Here is a 26,585-nt window from a genome sequence, read left to right on the forward strand (position 1 = left end):
GTCTCCGGATCGAAAATCAGTGCGCGAGGCCGGGGCGTGCGCCCTCGTCCTTGATGGCGTCGAGGGCCTCCAGCACGTCGTTGCGCAGGCGGATCAGGCCCTCGTCCTTGCGGTCACGCGGGCGCGGGGCATCGATGGTGAAGATCTGCGCGATGCGCCCCGGGCGCGGGGCCATCACCACCACCCGGTCGCCCAGCAGCACCGCCTCATCCACGTCATGGGTGACGAGCACAGCTGTGATTTTCTCATGCGCCCAGATGCGCTGGAGCTCGGTCTGGAGATGGGCACGGGTCATGGCGTCCAGCGCGCCGAACGGCTCGTCCAGCAGCAGCACGCCGGGCCGGTTGACGAGGGCGCGGGCGATGGCCGCGCGCTGCGCCATGCCGCCCGAGAGCTGGCGCGGATAGGCCTTCTCGAAGCCGGTGAGCCCCACGAGCGCGAGATGCTCGGCGACGAGACGCTTCTTCTCGGCGCCATCCACCTTCGCATTCTCAAGGCCCAGCGCCACGTTCTCCGCAATGGTGAGCCACGGGAACAGGCGGGGCTCCTGAAAGACGAGACCGCGCTCCAGGCTCGGGCCGGTGATCAGCCGCCCGCCATGGCGGATCTCACCGCGATGGTTGCGCTCCAGGCCCGCGATCATCCGCAGGAGCGTCGACTTCCCGCAGCCGCTGGCGCCGACGATGGTGATGAACTCGCCGGCCGCAATGTCGAGATCAACGTGCTCGAGCGCGACCAGCGGCCGGCCGTCCACCTGAAACTTCTTGGAGACACTCTGGATATCGATCTGACCGCTGGTCATCGTTCGTCCTGTCATGGGCCTTTGGCGGCGGCGGCAACGGGCCTGCGGACCCGGCCGGAACGAGGGGATGAACCGGCCTCGCGATGCCTCATGACAGGTAGGCTATGACATTTAGCCACTATGTCAATTAAAACAGTATAAATTATTTTCTTCATTTTTTACAATGATATGTGCGCGATGACACCTCCTTTCGAGCGAGGCCGCATTGCCCGCGCGCACATTTGTCGACAGATTAAGTCAGCATTCAGATTCCTCTCACGCGAAAGGCAAGGGCATGTCGCTTCTCCACGGTCTGCGGAAATCGGTTCTGGCGCTGGCCGGCATTCTCGCACTCGTTGCGAGCGAGGGGGCCGTGGCCCAGACAGCTGACAAGCCGCTCAAGGTGGGCGTCTCGGCCGGCCCCTATGGCGACATCCTGCGCGAGGCGGCGAAGGTGGCCGCGAAGGACGGGCTGAAAGCGGAGATCATCGAGTTCACCGACTGGAACCAGCCCAATGCGGCGCTCCAGGCCGGCGACATCGACCTCAACAATTTCCAGCACCGCTTTTATCTGGCCAATCAGATCAAGGCGCGGGGCTATCAGCTGGTGGCGCTGGACGAATCCATCCTCGTGCCCGCCGGCCTCTATTCCAAGAGCTACACCAAGATCGCCGACATTCCCGATGGCGCGAAGATCGCCATTCCCAACGACCCGACGAACGCCGCGCGGGCCCTGCTGCTGTTCCAGAGGGCCGGATTGCTGAAGCTCAAGCCCACCACCGGGCTCAACGCCACCGTGCTCGACGTGGAAAGCAATCCGAAGAAGCTGCAGATCCTGGAGATCGACGCCGCCCAGCTGCCGCGCTCGCTGGATGATGTGGCGGTCGCGTTCGTGTCCAGCAATTACGCCTATCTGGCGGGCCTCAGCCTGCGCAAGGCACTGCTGGCGGAAACGGAAGTGGCGGAATCCAAGCCCTATTTCACCCTCATCTTCGCCGCCTGCGAGGACCGCAAGGACGACCCGCGCATCAAGGCCTTCATCGCCGCCTACCGCTCGCAGGCGGTGAAGGATTTCATCGTCGAGAAGTTCAACGGCACCATCCAGCCCGCCTGGTAGGCCCCGGCGGTGCGCACGGCCCGGAGGAAGCTCCCATGACCAATCTTTCCCTCGTCTCCGACCATCCTCCCGTCATCGACTGGGAGACCAGCGCGCTCCGGGTGGCCGAGACCCTGCGTGCGGACGCGGCCGCGCGCGACCGGGCCGGCCAAGTGCCCCGGCGGGAACTGGAACTGCTGCGCGCCGCCGGCCTCCTCGCCTTGCTCAATCCCGCGGAGCATGGCGGAGGCGGCGGCAGCTTCGGCGATGCCCTGCGCGTGGTGCGCCTCATCGCCCGCGCGGATGCCTCCATCGCGCAGCTGTTGAGCTATCACTATCTGCATCTCGTCAATGCCCTCTGGCGAGGCTCGCCGGCGCAGGCCGAGCGGCTGTCCCGCGCCTCCGTCGCCGGGCGCTGGTTCTGGGGCGGGGCCTCAAACCCGCGTGACCCGGAATCGCAGCTCACGGCGGACGGCAGCGACTTCCGCCTCAACGGGCGCAAGACCTTCGCCTCCAACGCCTCGCTTGCCGACCGCATCACGCTCCGGGCGGAGATTGACGGCGGCTTTCAGGTGCTCACCATCGCCGGCGACCGGGCTGGCGTCACCCATGGCAATGACTGGGACGCCTTCGGCCAGCGCCTCACCGAAAGCGGCACCATCCGCTTCGACAATGTGTGGGTGAGCCGGGACGAGGTGCTGGGCATCGGCGCGCCCCTCTCTCCCCGCGTCTCGCTGGTGGTGCCGCTGCATCAGTTGCTGATCGTGAATTTCTATGTGGGCACCGCCGAGGGCGCGCTCGGCGAGGCCAATGCCTATATCCGCTCAACGGCCCGGCCCTGGCAGGCCTCCGGCGTCTCCGAGGCGCGGCAGGACCCCTACATTCTGGAGCATTTCGGCGAGCTGGATGTCGCTATCCGCGCCGCCGTCGCGCTGGCGGATGTGGCCGGTGCGGAGCTGGAGGCAGCCATGGCGCGAGGGGATGACCTCACCCCCGCCGAGCGCCACAAGGCGGCCGCCGCCATCTATGCGGCCAAGGTGAATTCCAGCCGCACGGCGCTCGACGTGACGTCCCGCATCTTCGAGCTGATGGGTGCGCGGGCCACCGCCACCTCCTACGGCTTCGACCGTTTCTGGCGGAACATCCGCACCCACACGCTGCACGACCCGGTCTTCTACAAGGCGCGGGAAGTGGGCAATTACGCGCTCAATGGCACCATCACGGCGACGCCGCTCTACAGCTGAGGCTGGGCCGGAAACCACGGGCGCCCCGCACTGAAGCGGGGCGCCCGTCTTTCATTTCAGCGCAAAGCCGAGTTTCTCCAACGCCTGCTTGAGGAGATGACGCCCCTTGAGGGCTGCCACCGTATGCAGGCGGCCGATCAGTTGCTGGCTCCAGGGGGTGGCGTCGAGCTTCTGCTCGGCGCGGAAGGCCAGGCTATGGGCATCATGGCGCGCCACCGCCTCCGCCTGCCCGGCAAGATCGTAGGTCTCGTGATGCAGCACCGCCGCCTGCGGCAGGCGCGGTTTCACGTCCGCCGGGCGCGCGGGATCGGGATGGCCCACCACGAGGCCGAATACGGCGAAGGTCTTCCGCGGCAGGCCCAGCGTTTCCGCGACCTCGATGGGGTGGTTGCGCAAGGCGCCGATATAGCAGGTACCGAGCCCCAGGGATTCGGCCGCCACCAGCGCATTCTGGGCGGCGAGGGCCGCATCGAAGCCGGCGATGAGGAAGCTCTCCGTGAAATCGAGCCCTTCCAGCGTCAGGCCCGCGCGTTCCCCGATGCCGGCGGCGCGGGAGAGATCGGCGATCCACACGAGCAGCAGCGGCGCCTCCAGAATGTGCTTCTGGTCGCCGGCGAGGTGGGCGAGGCGCGCCTTGCGGGCAGGATCGCGCACCGCCACCACGCTCCAGGCCTGCACATTGGACGAGGTGGGCGCCGATTGGGCGGCGGCCACCAGCACCTGCAGCGTCTCCTCGCTCACCGCCTTCGGCAGGAAGGCCCGCACGGTGCGGTGGTCCACGAGGCTCTGGATGACAGCGTTCCAGGGGTGGTCGGCGCCGGCCAGCGGCTCGCGGTAACGCCGCTCCAGCGCGGCTTCAGCCGCGCTCACGACGGGCTTTTCGGCAATCAGAGTATCGCTCATCAAGGGTCTCCGGCAGGGGCCGCGCGAAGGGGTTCGATCCGACAGAAGGTGGGAGACGGGGCGGCGATTGCCAAGCTGTCGCCGGTTGCGCCGGCGGCGCCACGCAACGCTCCCGTCTTTGCCGAGGATATATACACTAAATTTATTGACTGAATATTTTTATCGCGCTTCACTGCCCTTCCCGAAGGTCGCCGCCGCCCGATCAGGCATGGCGCCGCGCCTGTCCCAGAGAGCCATCATGAGCCGTCCCGCTTCCCTTCTCGCCCGCCTTGCCGCCGCCGGTGGCCTGCTGCTTGCCGCGTTCGCGCCGGCGGCGGCCGAGCCCGTCACCATCCGCATCGGCTACGCCGCCATCGGCGTCGATAACCGGCCCTATGCGGAAGGCACCTCCGCCGCCACGGCGCGTGCGGGCAATTACGTCGAGGACGCCTTTGCCGGAAATCCCGACATCAAGGTGGAGTGGTATTTCTTCAAGGGCGCCGGCCCGGCCGTGAACGAGGCCATCGCCAATGGCCAGCTTGATTTCGCCTATCAGGGCGACCTGCCCTCCATCATCGGCCGGGCCAATGGCCTCAAGACCAAGCTGCTGCTGGCGAGCGGCGCCCACAAGCCCACCTATATCGCCGCCCCGCTCAATTCCGGCCTGACCGGCATCAAGGACCTCAAGGGACGCAAGGTGGCGGTGCAGCTCGGCACCAACAACCATCTCGCCTTCGCCAAGATCCTCAAGGCCTATGGCGTGTCCGAGCGTGACCTTCAGATCGTGAACATGGATTCGGCTTCCGCCAATGCGGCGCTGGCCAGCGGCGACATCGATGCGGCGGTGGGCGACACGACGCTCATCACGCTGGCGGAGAAGAAGATCGCCAAGATCGTCTACACCACCAAGGGTGATGATCCGCGCCTCGGCCGCTACGCCCATGTCCTGGTGACGGAGGCCTTCGAGAAGGCCCATCCCGACCTTACGCAGAAGGTCACGACTGCCTTCGTGAAGGCGGCCCACTGGTCCTCCGAGGAGCCGAACCGCGAGGCGCTCATCGCCCTGTGGGGCAAGTCCGGCACCTCCACCTCGGTGCTGACGGAGTTCTTCTCCGGCGAGACGCTGAAATACCGCAACACGCCACTGATCGATGACCTGTTCATCGACCAGTACACGCAGGCGGCCGCCCAATCGAAAGCCTTCGGCCTGCTGCGCCGGGACGTGGACCTCACCGGCTGGTTCGACACAAGCTATCTGAACACGGCCCTCAAGGAGCTGAAGCTCGAAGGCTACTGGACGCCCTACGGCGCCGACGGCAAGCCGCTTGGGAGCTGACATCCCTCCCACGCAGGCCGCGCTTCTCTCCCGCGGTCAGCCGGCGCCCTTCACCCTCAAGCGGTGGAGGGCGTCTCACGTTTTGGGGCATCATCGCCCATTGTCTGCCGCTCCCCACTCCTGCCCTGCTCCAAGGACTGCCCATCCCATGTCGCCCCGCCGTGAACTGCGCCTCAACACCTTCCAGATGGCCGCGCCCTCGCACAATTGGGCGGGGCTCTGGAGCCATCCGCGGGACAACCAGACGCAGTACAACACCCTCGCTTATTGGACCGAGATGGCGAAGACCGCCGAGCGCGGCCTGCTTGACGGCATTTTCATCGCGGACGTGTTCGGCCTCTATGACGTCTATGGCGGCTCCGGAGACGCCGCGATCGCCGCCGGCGCGCAGGCGCCCAATGCCGACCCGACTCTCGCCATCTCCGCCATGGCGCTGGTGACGCAGCACATCGGCTTCGGCGTCACCGCCAATCTCACCTATGAGCATCCCTTCCAGTTCGCCCGCCGCTTCACCACCCTCGACCACCTCACAGGCGGGAGGCTCGGCTGGAACATCGTCACCGGCTATCTCGACAGCGGCGCGCGCGGCATGGGCGAGAGCCTGAACCGCGACCATGACGAGCGCTACGAGGCGGCCGAGGATTTCATGGCCGCCATCTACAAGCTCTGGGAAGGCTCGTGGGAGGATGACGCCGCCCTTCGCGACAAGGCGCGGGGCCTCTTCACCGACCCGGCCAAGGTCCACCGCATTCTCCATGACGGGGCCTATTACAAGGTGGACGGCCGGGCGCTGGCCGAACCCTCTCCCCAGCGCACGCCCGTGCTCTATCAGGCGGGCACCTCCGCGCGGGGACGGGTGTTCTGCGGTCGCCATGCGGAGGCGACCTTCTTGAATGGCCAGACGCCGTCCATTGCCGGCCAGGCGGTGCGGGGCGTGCGCGAGGCTGCGGTGGCCGCCGGGCGCGGCCCGCGCGACGTGCTCACCTTCCTCGGTGGCACGGTCATCGTGGCTAAGACCTCCGCCGAGGCCCATGAGCTGAAGGAAGAGTACCGACGCCACATCAACGCCGCCGGGCAGTTGGCGCTGGTTTCCGGCTGGACCGGCGTTGACCTCTCCCAGCTTTCGCTGGACGATGCGCTGAGCTTTTCCAAGAGCAACGCCATCCAGTCCACGCTGGAAAACCTCACCCTCAAGGCCAAGGCGCCAACCCGCGTGCGCGACCTGCTGGACTTCACCCCCGCCGGCGCCCGCGCGCCCATCTTCGTCGGCTCTCCAGTGGAGGTCGCGGACCAGATGCTGGCCTGGGCGGATGAAGCGGACGTGGACGGCTTCAATCTCGTGCGCACCGTCATGCCGGAATCGCTGGAAGCCATCGTCGATCTGCTGATTCCGGAATTGCAGAACCGGGGGGCTTTCAAGACCGCCTATCGCGAGGGGACGCTGCGGGAAAAGCTCGGCGGCACGGCCCGCCTGCCCGACAGTCATCCGGGCGCCGCCTACCGGCACCGGAGCGCGCCCTGACGGGGCGGTCGGGACGGGGCTGGTCTGATTCGAGCGAACACGCGGGCGGACAATCCCGGTTCTACATCGTTTGAATGAAATCCATCGAGCGACCGCCGTCCTTTCCTCAAGGCGCGGAAGAGACAAGTCTTTTTCCTCGAGCGGGAAAGCGCGTGCGCGCCACCAGTTGACCAAGGGCCTCTCATCGCCCATATCCCCAGCGAGAGGGCGTGAAATGCTGACGAAAAAAGGCAAGTACGGTCTGAAGGCCGCCGTGCATCTGGCACGGCTTGGACCCGGCGAATCCAATCAGGTGGCCGAGATCGCCGAGGCCAACCAGATCCCGAAGAAGTTTCTGGACGTGATCCTGGGCGAGCTGCGCAACGCCGGCTTCCTCAGCTCCAAGAAGGGCAAGACGGGCGGCTACAAGCTCGCCAAGCTGCCCGAGGACATCATCGTCGGCGATCTCATCCGCGCGCTCGACGGCCCGCTCGCGCCCATTCCCTGCGCCAGCCGCAACGCCTTCGTACCCTGCGACGACTGCGACGTGGAGCATTGCGAGGTGCGTCGGCTGATGGTGAAGGTGCGCGATGCCATGGGCACCGTGCTCGACACCTACACCCTCGCCCAGATGCGCGACCTGCGGCAGGACCGGCTCAGCGCCTTCGTGGACTATATCTGAGCACGCTCGGGATCGGCGGGGCTTGGCCCTCAATACCACTTCACCGCACCGCCCATCTCAAACGAAAACGGCCCGCCCGATGTGAACCGGACGGACCGCAACACCGATGGAACAGGTCTCAGGCCGACGCCCGGGCCGTCTGCGCATAGAGGCTCTCCGGCCGGGGCAGGCCGAAGTGCTCGCGCAGCGTCTTTCCGGTGTATTCACTGCGGAACAGACCGCGCTTGCGCAGGATCGGCACCACTTCGGACGCGAACAGGTCGAAGCCGCCGCGATACCAGGGCGGCATCACGTTGAAGCCATCTGCGGCGCCACCCTCGAACCAGGTCTGGATCTCGTCCGCGATCTTCTCCGGCGTGCCCACTGACACATAATGCCCCCGCGCGCCGGCGAGGCGATGGATGAGCTGGCGCAGGGTGGGCTTCTCGCGCGTAACGATGTCGAGCACGAGCTGATACCGGCTCGCCACCGCCCGCGGTCCGGCATTCTGGAAGGCGTCCGGCGTGACGCGCGCATCGAGATCGTGGCCGGTGAAGTCGGTGCCGGTGATCTGGCGAAGCTGGGTGAGGGAATATTCCGGCTGGATGAGGTCGTTGAAGGCCTCGTAAAGCCGCTGCGCCTCCACCTCCGTGGAGCCGATATAGGGGCTGATGCCCGGCAGGATCTTCACATGCTCGGGCCGACGGCCGAGCGAAGCCGCCTGCCGCTTGATGTCGGCATAAAAGGCCTGCGCGCTCGGCAATGTCTGGTGCGCGGTGAAGATCGCCTCCGCATAGCGGGCGGCGAAGGAGCGGCCGTCATCGGAGGAGCCCGCCTGCACATAGACCGGGCGGCCCTGCGGCGTGCGCGGCGTGTTGAGCGCCCCCTTCACGCGGTAATGCCGACCCACATGCTCGATGGGATGGATCTTCGTGTCGTCGGCAAACAGGCCGGAGGCCGTATCGACCACCAGTGCCTCGTCCTCCCAGCTGTCCCAGAGCTTCGTCACCACATCGACGAATTCCGAGGCGCGGGCATAGCGCTCGGCATGGGAGGGCGTCTCCGAGAGGCCGAAATTGCCGCTCGCCTGCGGCACGGCGGTGGTGACGATGTTCCAGCCCGCGCGCCCGCCGCTCAGATGGTCCAGCGAAGCGAAGAGCCGGGCGAGGTTGTAGGGCTCGTAATAAGTGGTCGAGGCGGTGCCGATGAGGCCGATATGATGCGTGGCGGCGGCGATGGCCGAGAGCCAGGTCAGCGGCTCCAGCCGGAAGCGCGAGGCATAGCGGATGTTGTCCACCAGCGCCGGGCCATCGGCGAAGAAGACCGCATCGAGCTTGGCCGCCTCCGCCGAGCGGGCGAGGTCCTGATAGAAAGTGATATCGAGCAGGCGCTCGGCGCTCGCGCCGGGATAGCGCCAGCCTGCCTCGTGATGTCCACCCGGATAGATGAAGAGATTGAGCACCAGTTGGCGGCGCGCGGCGGCGGACTCTGAATTGGCAGCCATGGGACGGCTCCTGGGGGACAGGACACGACGGGCGGTCGAACGGCGGGTCGGGCAAAGGCAAACGACACGCATGCGGGAGACGGGGTCTGCTGCCGCGGGGTGGCATGCACCGACGCGGCAAGCTTCCGCCAACCTCCAGCCTGTCCACGATAGAAAGACGATAAATTTAGTCAATAGATTTAATCAAATATTGGATCAGCGCCTGCACTGGCTTCGGCGGCCTCTTTGCCCAGCGTCACGCGCGGACGCGGGCCGCAACACCGTGAGTTGAAATCAGGCCCCTGCGGTCTTATGCGTCATTGCCATGCAGACCCTCTCGACCGCCGAAAAAGCCTCGATTTCCGCGCCCTGCCTGCGGACCCGCACCGGCAGGGGCGCGCCGTTCCTGCCCATGAGCCGCGCCGAGATGGACCGGCTCGGCTGGGATGCGTGCGATATCGTGCTGGTGACGGGCGACGCTTATGTGGACCATCCGAGCTTCGGCATGGCCATCATCGGACGCCTGCTGGAGTCGCAGGGCTACCGCGTCGGTATCATCGCCCAGCCGGACTGGCATTCAGCCGAACCGTTCAAGGCGCTCGGCAAGCCGCGCCTCTTCTTCGGCGTGACCGGCGGCAATCTGGACTCGATGGTCAACCGCTACACGTCGGACCGCCGCCTGCGCAGTGACGACGCCTATACGCCCGGCGGCGAGGGCGGCAAGCGGCCGGACCGCTGCACCATCGTCTATACGCAGCGCTGCCGCGAAGCCTACAAGGACGTGCCGGTCATACTCGGCGGCATCGAGGCATCGCTCCGCCGCATCGCCCATTACGACTATTGGTCCGACAAGGTGCGCCGCTCCATCCTCGCGGACGCCAAGGCCGACCTGCTGATCTACGGCAATGCCGAGCGCGCCGTGATCGAGGTGGCGAACCGCATCGCCGCCGGCGAGGCGCCTCGCGACCTCACGTCCGTTCGCGGCGTGGCCTTGTTCCGCAAGGTGCCGGAGCACTTCACGGAACTGCACGCGGATGATCTCGATTCCGCCGACGAGGCCGCCACCCGCCACCCCGGCGATACGGTGATCCGCCTGCCCTCCTTCGAGCAGGTGGAGAATGACCGCGAGGCCTATGCCCGCGCCTCCCGCGTGCTGCACCGGGAAGCCAATCCCGGCAATGCCCGCCCGCTGGTGCAGCGGCACGGCGACCGCGACCTGTGGCTCAATCCGCCGCCCATTCCGCTCACCACGGAAGAGATGGATCAGGTCTATGACCTGCCCTATGCGCGGGCGCCGCATCCCGCCTATGGCGATGCGAAGATCCCCGCCTGGGACATGATCAAGTTCTCGGTGACGATCATGCGCGGCTGCTTCGGCGGCTGCACCTTCTGCTCCATCACGGAGCATGAGGGGCGCGTCATCCAGAACCGCTCGGAAGGCTCCATCCTGCGCGAGATCGAGAAGATCCGCGACCAGACGCCCGGCTTCACCGGCGTCATCTCCGACATCGGCGGGCCCACCGCCAACATGTACCGGATGGCCTGCAAGGACCCGAAGATCGAGGCCGCCTGCCGGCTGCCGTCCTGCGTCTTCCCGGACATCTGCCCGAACCTCAACACCTCCCATGACGACCTGATCCGCCTCTATCGCAAGGTGCGCGAGGTGGAGGGCGTGAAGAAGGTGATGGTGGCGTCTGGCGTGCGCTACGACCTCGCGGTCAAGAGCCCGGAATATGTGAAGGAACTCGTCACCCACCATGTGGGCGGCTACCTGAAGATCGCCCCCGAGCACACCGAGCGCGGCCCGCTCGACAAGATGATGAAGCCGGGCATCGGCACCTATGACCGCTTCAAGGAGATGTTCGAGGCGGCGGCCAAGGAGGTGGGGAAGAAATACTATCTGATCCCCTATTTCATCGCCGCGCATCCGGGCACGACCGACGAGGACATGATGCACCTCGCGCTCTGGCTCAAGAAGAACCGCTACCGCGCCGATCAGGTGCAGACCTTCCTGCCCTCGCCCATGGCGACCGCAACCGCCATGTACCACACCGGCGTCAACACGCTGCGGGGCGTACGGCGCGGGGCCACGGAGCAGGTCGAAACCATCAAGGGCGGGCGGCAGCGCCGGCTGCACAAGGCGTTCCTGCGCTACCACGACCCGGACAACTGGCCGCTCCTGCGCGAGGCGCTGAAAGAGATGGGCCGCGCCGACCTCATCGGCTCGCGCCCGGATCAGCTCGTGCCCGCCTATCAGCCGCCGGGCACCGGCAAGGCCGCCGGCACCAAGCGCCCCGTGCGCCCCGGCAGCGGCACGCAGCGCTTCACCACCAAGGGCGTGACCCTGCCCCGCCGCTAGGCCGGCGCCCGATCAGGCGGCCGGCGGCAGCGGCGCGCGCTGGAGGACGGCGGCGAAGAAGCCGTCCATATCGTGCCGCGCGGGCGTGAGCGAGAGATAGTCGGGATGGGCCGAGGGCGGCAGCTGCGGCGCCACCTCGGTGAGCGGCAGGACGCGGAAGTCGGGATGCGCTGCAAGGAAGCTCGCCACCTGCCCCTCATTCTCGTCCGGCAGCATGGAGCAGGTGGCATAGACGAGCCGCCCGCCGGGCTTCACCAGCCGCGCCGCGCTCGCCAGAATGCGGGCCTGCTGCGGCAGCAGCGTCTCCAGCCCCGCCCCCAGCGTGCGCCAGCGGGCATCGGGATTGCGCCGCCACGTGCCCGTGCCGCTGCACGGCGCATCCACCAGCACACGGTCGAACGTGCCCTTGTGGCGCTTCACCCAGCGGTCGGTCTCGCTCGCCAGCAGCCGCGTCTCGATATTGTGCAGGCCGGCCCGTCGGAAGCGTTCGGCGCCGCGCTTCAGGCGCCCTTCCATGACATCGCAGGCGATCACATGGCCCCTGTTGGCCATCTGGGCGGCAATCGCCAGCGTCTTGCCCCCGGCTCCGGCGCAGAAGTCCACCACCCGCTCACCGGGCCGGGCATCCATCAGCAAGGCGACGAGCTGCGAGCCCTCGTCCTGGATTTCCACCTCGCCGCTTTTCAGCATGGTGAGGCGCGACAGCGACGGCCGCTCACGCACGCGGATTCCAAAGGGCGCGCTCACCGACGGCTCGGCCGGCAGGCCCAGCTCGCGCAGGGCCTGCACCATGTCCTCGCGCTTGGCCTTGATGGGATTGACGCGCAGGTCGAGGGGTGCGGGCGTCAGCAGCGCCGCCATTTCCCGCTCGAACTCCGCGCCGAACCGGTTCCGGAAGGGCTCCAGCGCCCAGGCGGGGCATTCGAGGCGCACCTCCTCCGGCATGGAGGGACTATCCATGCGGCCGCCCTGCAGTTTCACCAGCAGCGCCCGTTCATTGTCTGTGAGCGGCGCGGGGGCGGACATCCCGCCCGAGAACAGGCGCGCGACCTCATCGCGCGTCTTCTTGCCGTCGAGCACGAGGAAGGCCAGCAGCCGGTTGCGCGGCGTGTCCTCCCGCCCATGCCGGGCGAGCCACCAGCCCAGCCGCGCATGGGCGCGCAGCAGGGCATAATAGGTTTCGGAAATCGGACCCCGGTCCTCGGCGCCCACGTCGCGCCGCGCGCGGAACCAGGCGGAGATGACGGCATCGGCGGGTCGGTCGACGCTGTCGACCTCTTGCATCAGATCGAGGATGGCTTGCAGGCGGGCGGCAGGGGTCACGGAGCGAACATCAGGCTGAGAAACATGCGGCACCTTAGCCGATGGCGCTCCCCTTGACGATCCGCTGCGGGCCGCTGTTCCGCCCTGTCCTCAGGAGCGGTCCGCCTCCGTGGCGTGGACGACCCCGGCGACCGAGCGTTTCAGGGTCTCGAGTTCGTCCAGCAGCCCCGCAACCTGCCGCTTGGACAAATCGCCGAACAGTTCATGAATCCAGGCCTCGTGGGCGCTCGCCATGATGCGGAACATGGTTGCACCGGCGCGGCTCAGCCGGACGGTCGCGGCGCGGCGGTCGTTGGGGTCCACCTTGCGCACCACCAGCCCCTCTTCCACGAGACGGTCGATGAGGCCGGTGATGTTGCCGTTGGAGACCATCATCCGCCGGGACAGGTCGCCCAGGCGAAGCCCGTCCGGCTCGCGGTTCAACTGCGCAAGGACGTCGAAGCGGGGCAATGTCACGTCGAACTCCGCTCGCAGCCGGCGGCGGATCTCGGCGCTGACGAGGTTCGACACCGAGAGCAGCCGCAGCCAGAGGCGCAGCTCCATCTTCGAGCCGGCCGGCTCGTCGCGCACCAGCGCCTCAAAGTCCTCGGGCATGGGCTCAGTCATGACGGCTCGATACCACTGCTGCTAACTTTTCATACCTGAAATTATGGGCAAACGCCCTGCAAACCCGTCCGCGGACGCCAGTGCGGAGCACCGCTGCGTGACTGTACTCGCGCAAACCCAAGATGCACCAGACGAGGACCGCAGCGCAACATGAAGCTTGATGCTCTGCAGCGCCCATTTTTGATGCTTTAGGCGGATATATTTTAGGCTTGAAGCATATCGAGCTCCATGCAAACGTGATGATCAACAGCGGCCCCGCGCAGACGATGCCGGCCCCTCTCCGGGCCGTCTTCCGCGCACATGGCAGCGGCGATGCCTCGCAAGGGAGCATGGGATGTTGGGTCGGTCGGTTCACGTCGATACGTTCACGCGGGATCGGCTCCCGCCAGCCGACACCTGGCCGGTCATGAATGCCGCGGACCTCGATTATCCCGAGCAGTTGAATGCGGCGGTCGAACTCACGGACCGCATGGTCGAGCGCGGCTTCGGGGACCATACGGCCCTCATCGGCAATGGCCGCCGGCGCACCTACAAGGAGCTCTCCGACTGGACCAACCGCATCGCGCGGACGCTGGTGGAGAATTACGGCCTTCAGCCGGGCAACCGTGTGCTGATCCGCTCTGCGAATACGCCCGCCATGGTCGCCTGCTGGCTGGCGGCCACCAAGGCGGGCGCCGTCGTCGTCAACACCATGCCCATGCTCCGCGCCGGCGAACTCGCGAAGACCGTCGACAAGGCCGAGATCTCCCTCGCGCTCTGCGACACGCGGCTTCTGGAAGAGCTTGTCACCTGCGCGAAGGAGAGCCGCTTTCTGAAGACCGTCGTGGGCTTCGACGGCACCGCGAACCACGATGCGGAACTCGACCGGGCCTCGCTGTGCAAGCCTGTGCATTTCGAGGCCGTGAAGACGGGCCGCGACGACGTCGCCCTGCTCGGCTTCACGTCCGGTACAACTGGCGTGCCGAAGGCGACGATGCACTTTCACCGCGATATCCTCGCCATCGCCGACACCTACGCCAGGAACGTGCTGCGGGTGACGCCGGACGACATCTTCGTCGGCACGCCGCCGCTCGCTTTCACCTTCGGCCTGGGTGGCCTCGCGGTGTTTCCGCTGCGCTTCGGCGCCACGGCAGCGCTGCTGGAGACGGCGACACCGCCGAACCTCATCAGCCTCATCGAAGAGCTGCGCGCCACCATCTGCTTCACCGCCCCAACCGCCTATCGCGCCATGCTGGCTGCCATGGCCGAGGGCGCCGATCTCTCCTCCCTGCGCATCGCGGTTTCCGCGGGCGAGACGTTGCCCGCCCCGGTCTATGAGGCCTGGACGCGCAAGACCGGCAAGCCGATCCTCGACGGCATCGGCTCCACGGAGATGCTGCACGTCTTCATCTCGAATACGCTGGAGGACCACGGCCCCGGACGCACGGGGCGCCCTGTGCCGGGGTTCGAGGCGAAGGTGGTGGACGAGGCGATGAACGAGGCGCCGCGCGGCACGGTGGGGCGCCTTGCGGTGCGCGGCCCCACCGGCTGCCGCTATCTGGACGATCCGCGTCAGGCCGAATACGTCAAGGATGGCTGGAACGTCACCGGCGATGCTTTCGTGCAGGACGAGGACGGCTACTTCCACTTCGCCGCCCGCAATGACGATATGATCGTCTCCGCCGGCTACAACATCGCCGGGCCGGAGGTCGAGGCGGCGCTGCTCTCGCACGATGCGGTTTCCGAATGCGCGGTCATTGGCGCGCCGGATGAGGAGCGCGGCCAGATCGTTCAGGCCTTCGTGGTACTGGCCCCTGGCCTCAAGGAGGACGAAAGCCTCGTGCGCGCCTTGCAGAACCATGTGAAGGCGACCATCGCGCCCTACAAATATCCGCGCGCCATCCGTTTCGTCGACGCGCTGCCGAAGACCGCAACCGGCAAGATCCAGCGCTTCGCGTTGCGGACCTATCAGTCGGCCTGAGGCGGCAAGGCCAAGCGGCCACATGCTCGGTCGGGGCTCCCGTCGAAAGCCGGGGCGCAGAGGGCAACCTTGGCGCATGCAAGCGCGATGTCATGCCTGACGGGCAAACGTTCGCCCCGGAACATCAGACCGATAAGCCTGCGATTATTTCAGGGCGCCCTGCCTATTTACGCAGCTATCGGGGCATGGCCTGTTCAGCGGGCCACTCGGCCGCAACCGTCCGATCCCTACGACTAATGCCGCGCCTCGGGGAACGAGGCGCGGCACGTCGCACAACTCCGTGAAATCTCAGGGCCGCCAGCCCTCACTCAGGAACGACGGCGGTGGCCTGAATCTCGACCTTGGCGCGATCTTCCATCAGCGCCACCACCTGTACGGCGGCCATGGCAGGGTAATGCCGCCCGAGCACCTCGCGGTAGACCGCACCAATCTCCTTGAGCCGGGCCAGATACTCCTGCTTGTCCACGAAGTACCAGGTCATCGAGACGATATGCTGCGGCTCCGCGCCACCCTCGGCGAGCACGGCCACGATATTGAGCAGTGTCTGGCGGACCTGATCCACGAGGTCGTCGCTTTCGAAGGCCTGGTGCGCGGACCAGCCGATCTGGCCGCCCACCCAGATCTGGCGGCCGCGGGCGAGAACGCCATTGGCGTAGCCGATCGGCTTCGCCCACCCCTCAGGCTGCAGGATCTCGTGCATCATTCGTCTCCAGATGCGCCGCGAGACCGGCGCGCACGTCATCAGGCCAACGGATCGCCCGATGGCTCTCAAGGGAAGTTGCAACCAGCACCTGCCGGGCGGTCCACACCGTCCGCTCCCCCACCGCAACGCGGTGCCGCAGGTCGGCCGAGCTGCCGCCGAGCCTGGCGATGGACACCCGGAAATCCAGCTCATCGCCGTGGAAGGCGGGCGCCACGAAATCCACGTCCAGCTTCACCGTGGGCACGCCGATGCGGCGTTCGCGGATCATTGCCGGCCACGGCGTGCCGGAGGCCGCGAACATCTCTTCCGTCACGCTTACGAGCAGACGCATGTAGCCGGGAAAGAAGGCGATGCCGGCCGGATCACAATCGCCGAAGCCCAGAAGGCGGGAGGTCTCGAAAGCCATGTCGCCGCCTCAGCCCGCCTTCAGGAGTTCGCGGGCGATGATGAGCTTCTGCACCTCCGTCGCGCCCTCATAGATCCGCAGCGCGCGGATCTCGCGATAGAGCGCCTCGACAGTTTCGCCGGACCGCACGCCCCGGCCGCCATGAAGCTGGACGGCGCGGTCGATCACCCGCTGGGCCATTTCGGTGGCGGTCATCTTGGCCATCGCGGCCTCGCGGGTGGTCGGCAGGCCCTGCACATCCCGGCGCCAGGCGGCGCGCCATGTCAGCAGCGCCGCCCCATCCAGCTCCGCCGCCATATCGCCGAGGGCGGCCTGCGTGAGTTGCAGGTCGGCGAGGGTGCCGCCCAGCATCCGCCTGCTTCGGACGTGGTGGAGCGCCTCGTCGAACGCCCGCCGCGCGAAGCCGAGCGCTGCTGCCGCAACGGAGGCGCGGAAGATATCCAGCGTCCGCATGGCAATCTTGAAGCCCTCTCCGGCCGCGCCGAGCCGGCGGGAGGCCGGAATGCGGCAGCCATCGAAGCGGATCGTCGCCAGCGGGTGCGGCGCGATCACGTCGATCCGTTCCACGATGGAGAAGCCGGGATCATCCGCGAAGACGACGAAAGCCGAGATGCCACGCGTGCCCGGTGCCTCCCCCGTGCGCACGAAAACCGTGTAGACGTCAGCAATGCCGCCGTTGGAAATCCAGGTCTTCTCGCCATCCAGCACATAATGGTCGCCATCGGCGCGGGCGGCGCAGCTCATGGCGGCCACATCGGAGCCGGCATCCGCCTCGGAGAGCGCGAAGGCGGCCAGCCATTCACCCCGGCGCACCTTCGGCAGCACCTCGCGCTTCAAGGCATCCGAGCCGGCGAGCGCGATGGCCCCCGTGCCCAGCCCCTGCATGGCGAAGGCGAAATCCGCCAACCCGTCGTGCCAAGCCAGCGTCTCGCGGGCGAGGCAGAGTTCCAGCGAGCGGATGGAGGTGCCGTCGGCCTCGGGCGTTGGTACCGCCGCTTCCAGCAGACCGGTGGCACCGAGGCGCGCCACCAGAGTGCGGCAGGTGCCGTCCACGTCCGCATGATCGAGCCCGTCCAGCCCGCCCCCGGCGACGAACCCATCGAGGCGCGCGGCATAGGCGCGATGCTCCGGGCCGAAGAAGGGCCAGTCCAGCGGTTCACGAGTCGGGCCTGCGGCTGCGGGGGTGCTCATCGGGCTCAGTTCCCCTCGAAAGCGGGTTTCGCCTTGGCGGCAAAAGCCTCGAAGGCGCGGCGGAAGTCCTGCGTCGCCATGCAGATGGCCTGCGCCTGCGCTTCCGCCTCGATCAGTTCTTCAAGGCCCATGGCCCATTCCTGATTTAGCATGGTCTTGGTCATGCCATGGGCGAACCATGGGCCGTCCGCCAGCGAGCGGGCGAGTTCCTGCGCCTTCGCCTCCATGTCCGCGGCCGGATGGAGGGCGTTGTAGAAGCCCCACGCCGCCCCCTCGGCGGCGGTCATGGCGCGGCCGGTGAACAGCAGCTCAGCCGCCCGCCCCTGCCCGATGACGCGCGGCAGGATCCCGCACGCCCCCATGTCAGCGCCGGCAAGGCCCACGCGGGCAAAGAGAAAGGCCGTCTTGGCCTCGGGCGTCGCCAGCCGCAGGTCGGAGGCCATGGCGAGGATCGCGCCGGCGCCGGCGCAGACGCCGTCGACGGCGGCAACGATGGGCTGCGGGCAGCGCCGCATGGCCTTCACGAGATCGCCGGTCATCCGCGTGAAGGCAAGGAGATCGGGCATGGCCATGCGGGTGAGCGGCTCGATGATCTCGAACACATCGCCGCCCGAGGAGAAATTGCCCCCGGCCCCGGCGAGCACGATGGCCCGCACATCCGAGGCATAGACGAGATCGCGGAACAGGTCGCGCAACTCGGCATAGCTCTCGAAGGTCAGCGGGTTCTTGCGCTCCGGCCGGTTGAGGCGGACGGTCGCGACACGGCCATCGGCGCTCGTCTCGAAGCTGAAATGGGTGGCGCGGTGGTCCTTGAACGGACGCTTCATGGCCGCCATCGTGGATCGGGTCTCGCTCATCCCACCATCACCTCGCCACCGGCGACCGCGATCGCCTGTCCGTTGATCGACGCGGCTCCGGGCGACACCACCCAGGCCACCGTTTCCGCCATCTCGTCCGGGTCCACCAGCCGACGCTGCGGGTTGCCGGCGGTCATCTCCGCCAGCACTTCGGCCTCCGTCCGCCCGGTCTTCGCGATGATGGCCGCGATGGCCTCGCGCACGAGCGGCGTATCGGTGTAGCCGGGGCAGATGGCGTTGACCGTGATGCCGGTCCGCGCCAGCTCAAGGGCGAGCGATCGCGTGAGGCCGATCACCCCATGCTTGGCGGCGCAATAGGCCGAGACATAGCGATAGCCCACGAGGCCGGCCGTGGAGGCGATATTGACGATGCGCCCCCCGGCCCCGCCCGCCTCCAGATCCGGCAGCACCGCCTGCGTCACCAGAAAGACGGAGGTGAGATCGACCGCGATCACGCTCTGCCATTGCGCCAGCGACGTCCGGCCGAAAGGTGCGGTCTCCGCCGCACCGGCATTGTTGACGAGGATGGAGACAGGCCCGAATGCCGCCCGCGCCCCGGCGAGGCCATCCGCGATGGCCTGCGGATCAGTGACGTCGAAGCCGGCAACCACATGCGCGGCCCCATCCGGCAGATCGGCCGCGACCGCCCGAAGCGGCGCCTCCCGCCGCCCGGCGAGCGTCACCCGCGCGCCAGCGCGGCCGAGACGGCGCGCAACGGAAGCGCCGATGCCCGAGCCCGCGCCGGTGACGAGGACGTGGCGGCCCGCGATGGCGTCGAGATCGCCCATTGCGTCCCTCACTGCGCCGATGCGCGTTCGAGATTGGCCTCATACTGGCCCTTGGCGGAGGCATACTGCTTGGGCCAGGGCACCGTCTTCAGGCCGATCTTCGCCGCCTCGTGCAGCGACCAAGCGGGGTCGGCCAGATGCGGCCGGGCAATGGCGCAGAGGTCCGCACGCCCCGCCGCGATGATGGAATTGGCGTGATCGGCTTCCGAGATGGCGCCGACGGCAATGGTGGGAATGCCCACCTCGTTTCGGATCTTGTCGGAGAATGGGGTCTGGAACAGCCGGCCATAGACCGGCCGCTCCTCCTTCCATACCTGCCCGGACGAACAGTCGATGAGATCGGCACCCGCCTCCTTGAACATGGTGGCGAAGATGGCGGCATCCTCCGGCGTGTTGCCGCCCTCGGTCCAGTCATGACAGGACAGGCGCACGGAGATCGGCCGCTCCGCCGGCCACACAGCGCGGATGGCCCGGAACACTTCGAGCGGGAAGCGGGCGCGGGCTGCGTGCGAGCCGCCATAGTCGTCCGTGCGCCGGTTGGTGAGCGGCGAGAGGAAGCTCGACAGCAGATAGCCGTGCGCGGCATGGAGCTCCAGCCAGTCCACGCCCGCCGCCGCCGCGCGCCGGGTGGCGGCCACGAAATCGGCGACGACGCGATCCATGTCGGCGCGGTCCATCGCCTTCGGCACCTGGCTGTGCTTGAGGTACGGCAGGGCCGAGGCGGAAATCAGCGGCCAGCCGTCCTCTTCCAGCGGCTGGTCGATGCCCTCCCACGCGCGCTTGGTGGCGCCTTTGCGCCCGGCGTGGCCGAGCTGGCAGGCCACCTTGGCGCCCGTGTTGGCATGGACGAAATCGACGAACCGCTTCCAGCCCTCGATCTGCCCGTCGTCCCACAGGCCGAGACAGCCGGGGGTGATCCGTGCATCCGGCGACACGCAGGTCATTTCGGCGAAGACGAGCCCCGCGCCGCCCATGGCACGGGCGCCGAGATGGACGAGATGGAAGTCGCCGAGCACGCCGTCCGTCGCCGAGTACATGGCCATGGGAGAAACGACGATGCGGTTGGGCAGCGTCACGTCCCGCAGGCGGTAGGGCGTGAACATGGGCGGCGTCACGCGGCCGTTGGTCTCCACGGGCAGGCCGGCGCGGCGCGCGAACCAGCGCTCATAACCCTCCAGCCACGCGCGGTCGCGCAGGCGCAAGTTCTCGTGGCTGATGCGCTGGGAGCGCGTCAGCATGGAATACATGAACTGCTCCGGCTCCAGGCTGTCGGCATAGCGGCGGCCGACCACCTCGAACCATTCCATGGCGTTGCGGGCCGCATTCTGGATGCGGGCCACATCGACGCGGCGGATCTCCTCATAGACCGAGAGCACGGACGGGATCGTCTCCACGCCGTGGCCGATCTCGTTGAACTGCCTGGCAAGCTCGATGGCGTCATCAATGGCGAGCTTGGTGCCGGAGCCGATGGCGAAGTGGGCGGTATGCGCGGCATCCCCCATGAGCACCACATGGGAGCGGCCGTTGAAGTGGCTCCACTTGCCGCAGATCAGCCGGTTGAAGTTCAGCCAGGCCGAGCCGCGCAGGTGGCGCGCATTGGTCATCAGCGGGGCGCCGTCGAGCACCTCGGAAAACAGCTTCTCGCAGAAGGCGATGGAGCCGTCCTGATCCAGCTCCCCGAGCCCATGGGCCTGATAGGCCTCTTCCGTCGTCTCGATGATGAAGGTCGAGGTGTGCGCATCGAACTTGTAGATGTGAGCCTGGAACCAGCCGTGCTCGGTCTTGCGAAAGTCGAAGGTGAAGGCGTCATAGAGCTTTTTCGTGCCGAGCCAGATGTAGCGGTTCGGGCGCACGACGAGATCTGGCTGGAAGGCCTCCGCATAACGGTTGCGGATCCTGGAATTGATGCCGTCCGAGGCGATGATGAGGTCGGCATCGGGAAAATCGAGGTCGCTCTCGACGTCGCGCTCGAACACCAGTTCGACGCCGAGCGCCTCGCACCGGCGCTGGAGGATGTTGAGCAGCGCCTTGCGGCCGATACCGACGAAGCCATGGCCGGAGGTGCGCTGGCGGGTGCCCTTGAACCAGACCTCAATGTCGTCCCAGTGGTTGAACGCATCCTCGATCTCGGTCGCGGTCTCCGGGTCCCAGACCCGCATGGCCGCCATGGTCGCGTCGGAGAAGACGACGCCCCAACCGAACGTGTCATAGGGCTTGTTGCGCTCCACCACCGTGATCTGGTGCGCGGGGTGCAGCTTCTTCATGAGGAGGCCGAAATAGAGGCCCGCAGGGCCGCCACCAATGCAGACGATGCGCATGGAGTTCTTCCCCCTCGACGGGCACGCGACGTGCCGCGCGAATTGCTTTAAAGTTAAAGTAATGGAGCTTTCGCGCGCCTGTCAACCGGATCAGGCTCGCCCGTCGCCCGCCGCGCAGCCCCGCCCGGAGGCAGCGCGAAGTTCAGTCATCACATGACGTATTTCCATGCATTCCCGCCAGAAAACCCCACGCCCCGACGCTCAGCTATTGGGCAGGACGAGCCCATTCGATTTGCTTGACACTTAAATTTTATATGTCTGAATTGCCGGAAAGCAGATGGATCTGCGGTGTCGCGGATTTCAGGAGGCAGGTGGCCACGAAGGCCCCGGATCTCCGGCCGGTCCGTTCGCAGACGCGTCAGTGACCAGGAGGGAAATTGTCATGCCGTTGATCCGGAAATCGCTCCGCCCCGCGAGGCTCATGGCCCTCGCCGCCGCGACCATGCTGGCCCCGACCCTTGCGGCAGCCGATCCCATCAAGATCGGCCTCGTCTCCACCCTGTCCGGCCCGTCCGCGGCGCTGGGTGTGCACATGCGCGACGGCTTCCAGCTTGCGGTGAAGGAACTGGGCGGCAAGCTCGGTGGCCAGCCGACTGAAGTGATCGTGGTGGATGACGAGCTGAAGCCTGATGTGGCCGTCACGAAGGTCAAGGCGCTCCTCGACCGGGACAAGGTGGACGTGATTGCCGGCGTCGTCTTCTCGAACGTGATGATGGCCGTGTCCAAGCCCGTGCTTGAGAACGAGACCTTCATCGTCTCCGGTAATGCGGGTCCCTCCCCGCTGGCCGGCAAGGGCTGCTCGCCCTATTTCTTCGCGGCCTCGTATCAGAACGACCAGAACCACGAGGTCATGGGCAAGTATGCTCAGGACAAGGGTTACAAACGCGTCGTGCTGATGACGCCCAACTACCAGGCCGGCAAGGATTCCATGGCCGGCTTCAAGCGCTATTTCAAGGGCGAGGTGGTGGAGGAGATCTTCGTGCCGCTGGGCCAGCTCGATTTCTCCGCCGAGCTCGCCAAGATTTCCGCGGCCAATCCCGACGCCCTCTTCACCTTCATGCCCGGCGGCATGGGCGTCAATCTCGTCAAGCAGTTCAAGCAGGCGGGGCTGGACGGCAAGGTGCCCTTCCTCTCCGCCTTCACCGTGGACGAGACCACCCTGCCGGCGACGCAGGACGCCGCTGCCGGGCTGCTCTCGGGCGCGGAATGGGCCCCGAACCTCGACACGCCCCAGAACAAGGCCTTCGTGGCGGCGTACGAGAAGGAATATGGCGTCGTGCCCTCGCTCTATGCGGCACAGGGCTATGACGCGGCCAAGCTGATCGACGGCGCACTCAAGGCGACCGGCGGCAAGGTCACGGACAAGACCGCCTTCCGCAAGGCGCTGGCCTCGGCCCCCTTCCAGTCCGTGCGCGGCAGCTTCGCTTTCAACACCAACGGCTTCCCCATCCAGGACTTCTATGTGGTCAAGGCGGTGAAGCGCGACGACGGCAAGTTTGCCACCGAGACGGTCGCCAAGGTATTCACAGCCGCGCGCGACAGCTACGCCGGCGAGTGCCCCCTGAAGTGATCCGCCCCGCCGGCCGGGGGGGATGGCAGGAGCGCCCTTCTCCGGCCGGCGCTGCCAGATCGCAAGTTCCGACGCCGAGAGGGGCCATGACCACGGCACTGTTCGTCTCCCAGTTGCTGAACGGGCTACAGTTCGGCGTGATCCTCTTCCTCGTCGCCGCCGGTCTGACGCTCGTGTTCGGGGTGATGGACTTCATCAACCTCGCCCACGGCGTCCAGTACATGATCGGCGCCTATCTGGTGGCCGTCGCCACCGCCTCCACGGGCAACTTCGCCATCGGCCTGATCACCGGCCTCTTCGGCGCTCTGGTGCTGGGCGTCGTGCTGGAGACGCTGGTGTTCCGGCATCTCACGCGGAAGGATCACCTGGATCAGGTGCTCGCCACCTTCGGCGTCATCCTGGTGGTCACGGAACTGGCGCGGATCGTGTTCGGCGCGGCGCCCATCGCCTTCCCCATTCCGGCCGCGCTCAGCGGCGCGGTGACGCTGATGCCGGGGCTCGTCTATCCGGTCTGGCGCCTTGTGATCCTCGCTGCCGGCGTGGGCGTCGCCGTGCTGCTCTGGTATCTCGTCACGCGCACTCGGCTCGGCATGCTGGTGCGGGCGGGATCGACCCATCCGCAGACCGTCGCCGCGCTGGGCGTGGATGTGGACCGCCTGTTCAGGGCCGTCTTCGCCTTCGGCGCCGTGCTCGCGGGTCTCGCCGGCGCCATGGCAGGCCCCCTCGTCTCGGTGGAACCGACCATGGGCGACCGCATCCTCATCGTCGCCTTCGTGGTCATCGTCATCGGCGGCATCGGCTCCATCAAGGGGGCCTTCGTCGCGGCGATCATCGTGGGGCTGGTGGATACGCTCGGGCGCGCCTTTGCGCCGGAGCTTCTGAAACTGCTCATCGGGCGCTCGGCCGCAGCGGCGGCCGGCCCGGCCCTCTCCTCCATGGCGATCTACCTGCTGATGGCCGCGGTCCTGAGCTTCCGTCCGACCGGCCTGTTCGGCGGGAGATCGTGATGACGGTCCCGTCTTTCGTGAAAAACCCGGCACTGGCGACCGTCGCGGCCTTCCTTCTGCTCCTCGCTCTCGCCCATGGGCTCGGCTTCTCCCATGGCGCAACGCTGGTCACCCGGACGCTGGCCTATGCCCTCGCGGCCGTCTCCCTGTCCTTTCTGATCGGCCAGTGCGGCCTCGTGAGCTTCGGCCATGCCGCTCCGTTCGGGATCGGCGCCTATGCCGTGCTCATCGCCGGTGAGGCGGGCGTCCGCGAGGTTCTCGTGGTGCTGCCGCTTGCCGCGGCGGCGGCGGCGCTGTTCTCGGCGGTCACCGGCGCCATCGCGCTGCGCACGCGCGGCGTCTATTTCATCATGATCACGCTCGCCTTCGCGCAGATGGCCTTCTATGTCGCGGCGAGCCTGTCCGCTTACGGCGGCGACGACGGCATGGCCATCGCCGGGCGCTCGACCTTCTTCGGCATCCGCTTTCTGAAGGCCGATACGTCGTTGGCGCTCCTCGCCATTGCGCTCGTCGGCCTCGCCCTCTTCCTGTTCCAGCGGCTTGCGGCCTCGCGCTTCGGCCTCATGCTCCGTGCCGCCCGGGCGAACGAGAGCAAGGTGGAGGCCCTTGGCCTTGCGCCCTACCGCCACCGGCTGATCGCCCTCGCGCTCGCCGGCGCGGTGGCGGGGCTGGCCGGCGCACTGATCGCCAACCAGGTGGAATATGTCTCCCCCGCCCTTATGGGCTGGCACGTCTCGGGCGAGCTGATCGTGATGGTGGTGCTGGGCGGCATCGGGCATCCGGTGGGCGCCGTCATCGGCGCGGTGGTGGTGACGCTGCTGGACGAAAGCCTCGGCCACCTCACGGAGCACTGGCGGCTGGGCCTCGGCCTCGTCATCATCCTCGTGGCGCTTCTGCGCGATGCCGATCTGAAGTCCCTGTTGCGCGGAGGGTCCCGATGAGCACGCCCATCCTCGCGCTCGAAGGCCTCATGAAATCCTACGGCGCCATGCAGGTGACGCGGGATGTCTCCCTCGACGTCCGCCCCGGCGAGGTGCACGCGCTGATCGGCCCGAACGGCGCCGGCAAGACCACGCTGATCGCGCAGATCGCAGGTTCCATCACACCGAATGCGGGACGCATCCGCTTCGACGGTGCCGATGTCACGGACATCGGCATCGCCGCCCGTGCCCGGCGCGGGCTGGGGCGGGTGTTCCAGATCTCCAATGTGGTCGGCTCGTTCACCGCTCTGGAAAACGTCGCGGTCGCGGCCATCGCGGCGGGCGACGGGCCCTTCCGCTTCTGGCGGCGGGCGCTGGCCGACCGGAAGCTGACAGCCCGTGCCGAATCCGCTTTGGAGCGGGTCGGGCTCGGCAACCGTCGCCTAACCCTTGCGCGCGACATGTCCCATGGCGAACGGCGGGCGCTTGAACTTGCCATGAGCCTCGTGCAGGAGCCCAAGCTCCTGCTGCTCGACGAGCCCATGGCCGGCACGGGCCGCGCGGAAGGCGAGCGGCTGACCGAACTGCTTCTGTCCCTGAAGGGACGCATTCCCATCCTGCTGGTGGAACACGACATGGCGACGGTGTTCCGTCTGGCGGACCGCATCTCCGTCCTGATCTACGGTGCCATCGCGGTCACGGGCGACCCGGCCACGGTGCGCACCGATCCGCTGGTGCGGCAGGCCTATCTCGGCGAGGAGGAGGCGGTCTGATGGCCCCGGCGCTGATCGCACTCGAAGGCATCGAAGCCGGATATGGCGGCGCGCAGGTCCTGTTCGGCATCGACCTGACCGTGAACGCCGGCGAGGTGGTGACGCTGCTCGGCCGCAACGGCATGGGCAAGACGACCACGATCCGCACCCTGTTCGGTCTGCTGCCGCCAACCCGTGGCAAGCGGGTGATCGACGGCCAGGAGATGACGCAGGCCCCGCCGCACAAAATTGCCGCCCGCGGCCTCGGCTATGTGCCGGAGGGACGACAGATCTTCCCGCGCCTGAGCGTCGAGGAGAATCTCGTCGCCACCGCGCGGCAGCGCAAAGGCGGCGCGGTCCGGGCCGGCTGGACGCTGGATCGCGTCTATGGGCTTTTCCCGCGGCTTAAGGAGCGGCGGGACAATCTCGGCACCCAGCTCTCCGGCGGCGAGCAGCAGATGCTGGCGATCGGCCGGGCCTTGATGACCAATCCGGACCTCCTGGTGCTCGACGAGGCAACGGAAGGCCTTGCCCCTGTGGTGCGGGGCGAGATCTGGAGCGCCATCGAGGTGCTGCGCGCGGATGGCCTCGCCATCCTCGTGGTCGACAAGAATATCGACGCCCTGATGCGGATCGCCGACCGGCACGTCGTCATCGAGGGTGGGCGCGTGGTCTGGGCCGGGACGAATGCCGAACTGGCGGCCAACCGGGCGAGCGTGACGCGGCATCTCGAAATCTAGAGCGGGGTCATCCCGGAAGGTGGTGCGGGCGCAACGCTTTCCCTGCGCGAGAGAGCGAACGGAAGCGATGGCGTGGGTCAGCGGGCTTGCCTGATCCAACC

At 67.3% G+C, this 26,585-nt stretch carries 23 protein-coding genes; 12 read left to right on the top strand and 11 right to left on the bottom strand.

The window, feature by feature from the left end:
• Positions 1-16: 16 nt before the first annotated feature.
• On the bottom strand, positions 17-802 hold the full coding sequence (locus AZC_RS16365) for an ABC transporter ATP-binding protein (RefSeq protein WP_052285965.1): 786 nt from the start codon (positions 800-802) through the stop codon (positions 17-19).
• Between the two features lie 274 nt (positions 803-1,076).
• On the opposite strand from AZC_RS16365, the gene AZC_RS16370 reads away from it, so the two are divergent.
• Complete coding sequence (locus AZC_RS16370) at positions 1,077-1,898, top strand: MetQ/NlpA family ABC transporter substrate-binding protein (RefSeq protein ID WP_043879484.1); 822 nt, start codon at positions 1,077-1,079, stop codon at positions 1,896-1,898.
• Positions 1,899-1,933: 35 nt separating this feature from the next.
• Entirely contained in the window at positions 1,934-3,121 is a 1,188-nt protein-coding gene (locus AZC_RS16375; protein WP_012171699.1) for an acyl-CoA dehydrogenase family protein, read from the top strand.
• A gap of 51 nt (positions 3,122-3,172) precedes the next feature.
• On the opposite strand, the gene AZC_RS16380 is transcribed toward AZC_RS16375, so the two are convergent.
• A complete protein-coding gene (locus tag AZC_RS16380; RefSeq protein WP_081434016.1) occupies positions 3,173-4,024 on the bottom strand; it encodes an NADPH-dependent oxidoreductase in 852 nt (283 codons plus the stop codon).
• A gap of 238 nt (positions 4,025-4,262) precedes the next feature.
• On the opposite strand from AZC_RS16380, the gene AZC_RS16385 reads away from it, so the two are divergent.
• The 3 genes from AZC_RS16385 to AZC_RS16395 all read left to right on the top strand — a co-directional run bounded on the left by AZC_RS16385 (position 4,263) and on the right by AZC_RS16395 (position 7,522).
• A complete protein-coding gene (locus AZC_RS16385; protein ID WP_012171701.1) occupies positions 4,263-5,339 on the top strand; it encodes an aliphatic sulfonate ABC transporter substrate-binding protein in 1,077 nt (358 codons plus the stop codon).
• Between the two features lie 148 nt (positions 5,340-5,487).
• Positions 5,488-6,861, top strand: a complete 1,374-nt coding sequence (locus AZC_RS16390; RefSeq protein WP_012171702.1) for an LLM class flavin-dependent oxidoreductase — start codon at positions 5,488-5,490, stop codon at positions 6,859-6,861.
• Positions 6,862-7,075: 214 nt separating this feature from the next.
• Positions 7,076-7,522, top strand: coding sequence for an RrF2 family transcriptional regulator (locus AZC_RS16395; protein WP_012171703.1), 447 nt, complete (start codon positions 7,076-7,078; stop codon positions 7,520-7,522).
• A 118-nt stretch (positions 7,523-7,640) separates the two neighbouring features.
• Here the strand turns inward: AZC_RS16395 and AZC_RS16400 are convergent, their stop codons facing one another.
• The gene (locus AZC_RS16400) at positions 7,641-9,005 is read right to left on the bottom strand and encodes an LLM class flavin-dependent oxidoreductase (protein ID WP_043879485.1); all 1,365 of its coding nucleotides are present in this window, start codon (positions 9,003-9,005) and stop codon (positions 7,641-7,643) included.
• 304 nt (positions 9,006-9,309) lie between these two features.
• Between AZC_RS16400 and AZC_RS16405 the strand changes: the two genes are divergently transcribed.
• The gene (locus AZC_RS16405) at positions 9,310-11,343 is read left to right on the top strand and encodes a YgiQ family radical SAM protein (RefSeq protein WP_012171705.1); all 2,034 of its coding nucleotides are present in this window, start codon (positions 9,310-9,312) and stop codon (positions 11,341-11,343) included.
• A 12-nt stretch (positions 11,344-11,355) separates the two neighbouring features.
• Here the strand turns inward: AZC_RS16405 and AZC_RS16410 are convergent, their stop codons facing one another.
• Positions 11,356-12,666, bottom strand: a complete 1,311-nt coding sequence (locus AZC_RS16410; RefSeq protein ID WP_043879486.1) for an RsmB/NOP family class I SAM-dependent RNA methyltransferase — start codon at positions 12,664-12,666, stop codon at positions 11,356-11,358.
• 90 nt (positions 12,667-12,756) lie between these two features.
• On the bottom strand, positions 12,757-13,272 hold the full coding sequence (locus AZC_RS16415) for a MarR family winged helix-turn-helix transcriptional regulator (protein WP_012171707.1): 516 nt from the start codon (positions 13,270-13,272) through the stop codon (positions 12,757-12,759).
• Between the two features lie 334 nt (positions 13,273-13,606).
• Between AZC_RS16415 and AZC_RS16420 the strand changes: the two genes are divergently transcribed.
• Positions 13,607-15,232, top strand: coding sequence for an AMP-binding protein (locus tag AZC_RS16420; protein WP_012171708.1), 1,626 nt, complete (start codon positions 13,607-13,609; stop codon positions 15,230-15,232).
• 304 nt (positions 15,233-15,536) lie between these two features.
• Here AZC_RS16420 and AZC_RS16425 read toward each other — a convergent pair whose 3' ends face one another.
• From AZC_RS16425 to AZC_RS16450, 6 genes are read right to left on the bottom strand one after another with little or no spacing between them, the layout of a single operon-like run.
• Positions 15,537-15,932 carry a RidA family protein gene (locus tag AZC_RS16425; protein ID WP_043879488.1) on the bottom strand — a complete coding sequence of 132 codons (396 nt, stop codon included), beginning with the start codon at positions 15,930-15,932 and terminating at the stop codon, positions 15,537-15,539.
• Positions 15,910-16,341, bottom strand: coding sequence for an acyl-CoA thioesterase (locus AZC_RS16430; protein WP_012171710.1), 432 nt, complete (start codon positions 16,339-16,341; stop codon positions 15,910-15,912). Before AZC_RS16430 ends, AZC_RS16425 begins: the two co-directional genes overlap by 23 nt.
• 9 nt (positions 16,342-16,350) lie before the next feature.
• Entirely contained in the window at positions 16,351-17,532 is a 1,182-nt protein-coding gene (locus AZC_RS16435; RefSeq protein WP_012171711.1) for an acyl-CoA dehydrogenase family protein, read from the bottom strand.
• Between the two features lie 5 nt (positions 17,533-17,537).
• The gene (locus AZC_RS16440; protein ID WP_012171712.1) at positions 17,538-18,389 is read right to left on the bottom strand and encodes an enoyl-CoA hydratase family protein; all 852 of its coding nucleotides are present in this window, start codon (positions 18,387-18,389) and stop codon (positions 17,538-17,540) included.
• The gene (locus AZC_RS16445; RefSeq protein ID WP_043879489.1) at positions 18,386-19,177 is read right to left on the bottom strand and encodes an SDR family NAD(P)-dependent oxidoreductase; all 792 of its coding nucleotides are present in this window, start codon (positions 19,175-19,177) and stop codon (positions 18,386-18,388) included. The genes AZC_RS16440 and AZC_RS16445 overlap by 4 nt, the downstream gene beginning before the upstream one ends.
• Positions 19,178-19,185: 8 nt before the next feature.
• On the bottom strand, positions 19,186-21,495 hold the full coding sequence (locus AZC_RS16450; protein ID WP_012171714.1) for a bifunctional salicylyl-CoA 5-hydroxylase/oxidoreductase: 2,310 nt from the start codon (positions 21,493-21,495) through the stop codon (positions 19,186-19,188).
• 421 nt (positions 21,496-21,916) lie between these two features.
• Between AZC_RS16450 and AZC_RS16455 the strand changes: the two genes are divergently transcribed.
• The 5 genes from AZC_RS16455 to AZC_RS16475 all read left to right on the top strand — a co-directional run bounded on the left by AZC_RS16455 (position 21,917) and on the right by AZC_RS16475 (position 26,484).
• Positions 21,917-23,065 (top strand): ABC transporter substrate-binding protein, encoded by a 1,149-nt coding sequence (locus tag AZC_RS16455; RefSeq protein ID WP_148209864.1) that lies wholly within the window; start codon positions 21,917-21,919, stop codon positions 23,063-23,065.
• Positions 23,066-23,151: 86 nt separating this feature from the next.
• Positions 23,152-24,072 carry a branched-chain amino acid ABC transporter permease gene (locus AZC_RS16460; RefSeq protein WP_012171716.1) on the top strand — a complete coding sequence of 307 codons (921 nt, stop codon included), beginning with the start codon at positions 23,152-23,154 and terminating at the stop codon, positions 24,070-24,072.
• Entirely contained in the window at positions 24,072-25,013 is a 942-nt protein-coding gene (locus tag AZC_RS16465) for a branched-chain amino acid ABC transporter permease (protein ID WP_043879491.1), read from the top strand. The genes AZC_RS16460 and AZC_RS16465 overlap by 1 nt, the downstream gene beginning before the upstream one ends.
• Positions 25,010-25,765: an ABC transporter ATP-binding protein gene (locus AZC_RS16470; protein ID WP_012171718.1), complete on the top strand. Its 756-nt coding sequence runs from the start codon at positions 25,010-25,012 to the stop codon at positions 25,763-25,765. Before AZC_RS16465 ends, AZC_RS16470 begins: the two co-directional genes overlap by 4 nt.
• Positions 25,766-25,776: 11 nt before the next feature.
• On the top strand, positions 25,777-26,484 hold the full coding sequence (locus AZC_RS16475) for an ABC transporter ATP-binding protein (RefSeq protein ID WP_043880409.1): 708 nt from the start codon (positions 25,777-25,779) through the stop codon (positions 26,482-26,484).
• Positions 26,485-26,585 lie beyond the last annotated feature (101 nt).

This window comes from Azorhizobium caulinodans ORS 571 (genome assembly GCF_000010525.1).
GTDB classification, from domain to species: Bacteria; Pseudomonadota; Alphaproteobacteria; order Rhizobiales; family Xanthobacteraceae; genus Azorhizobium; species Azorhizobium caulinodans.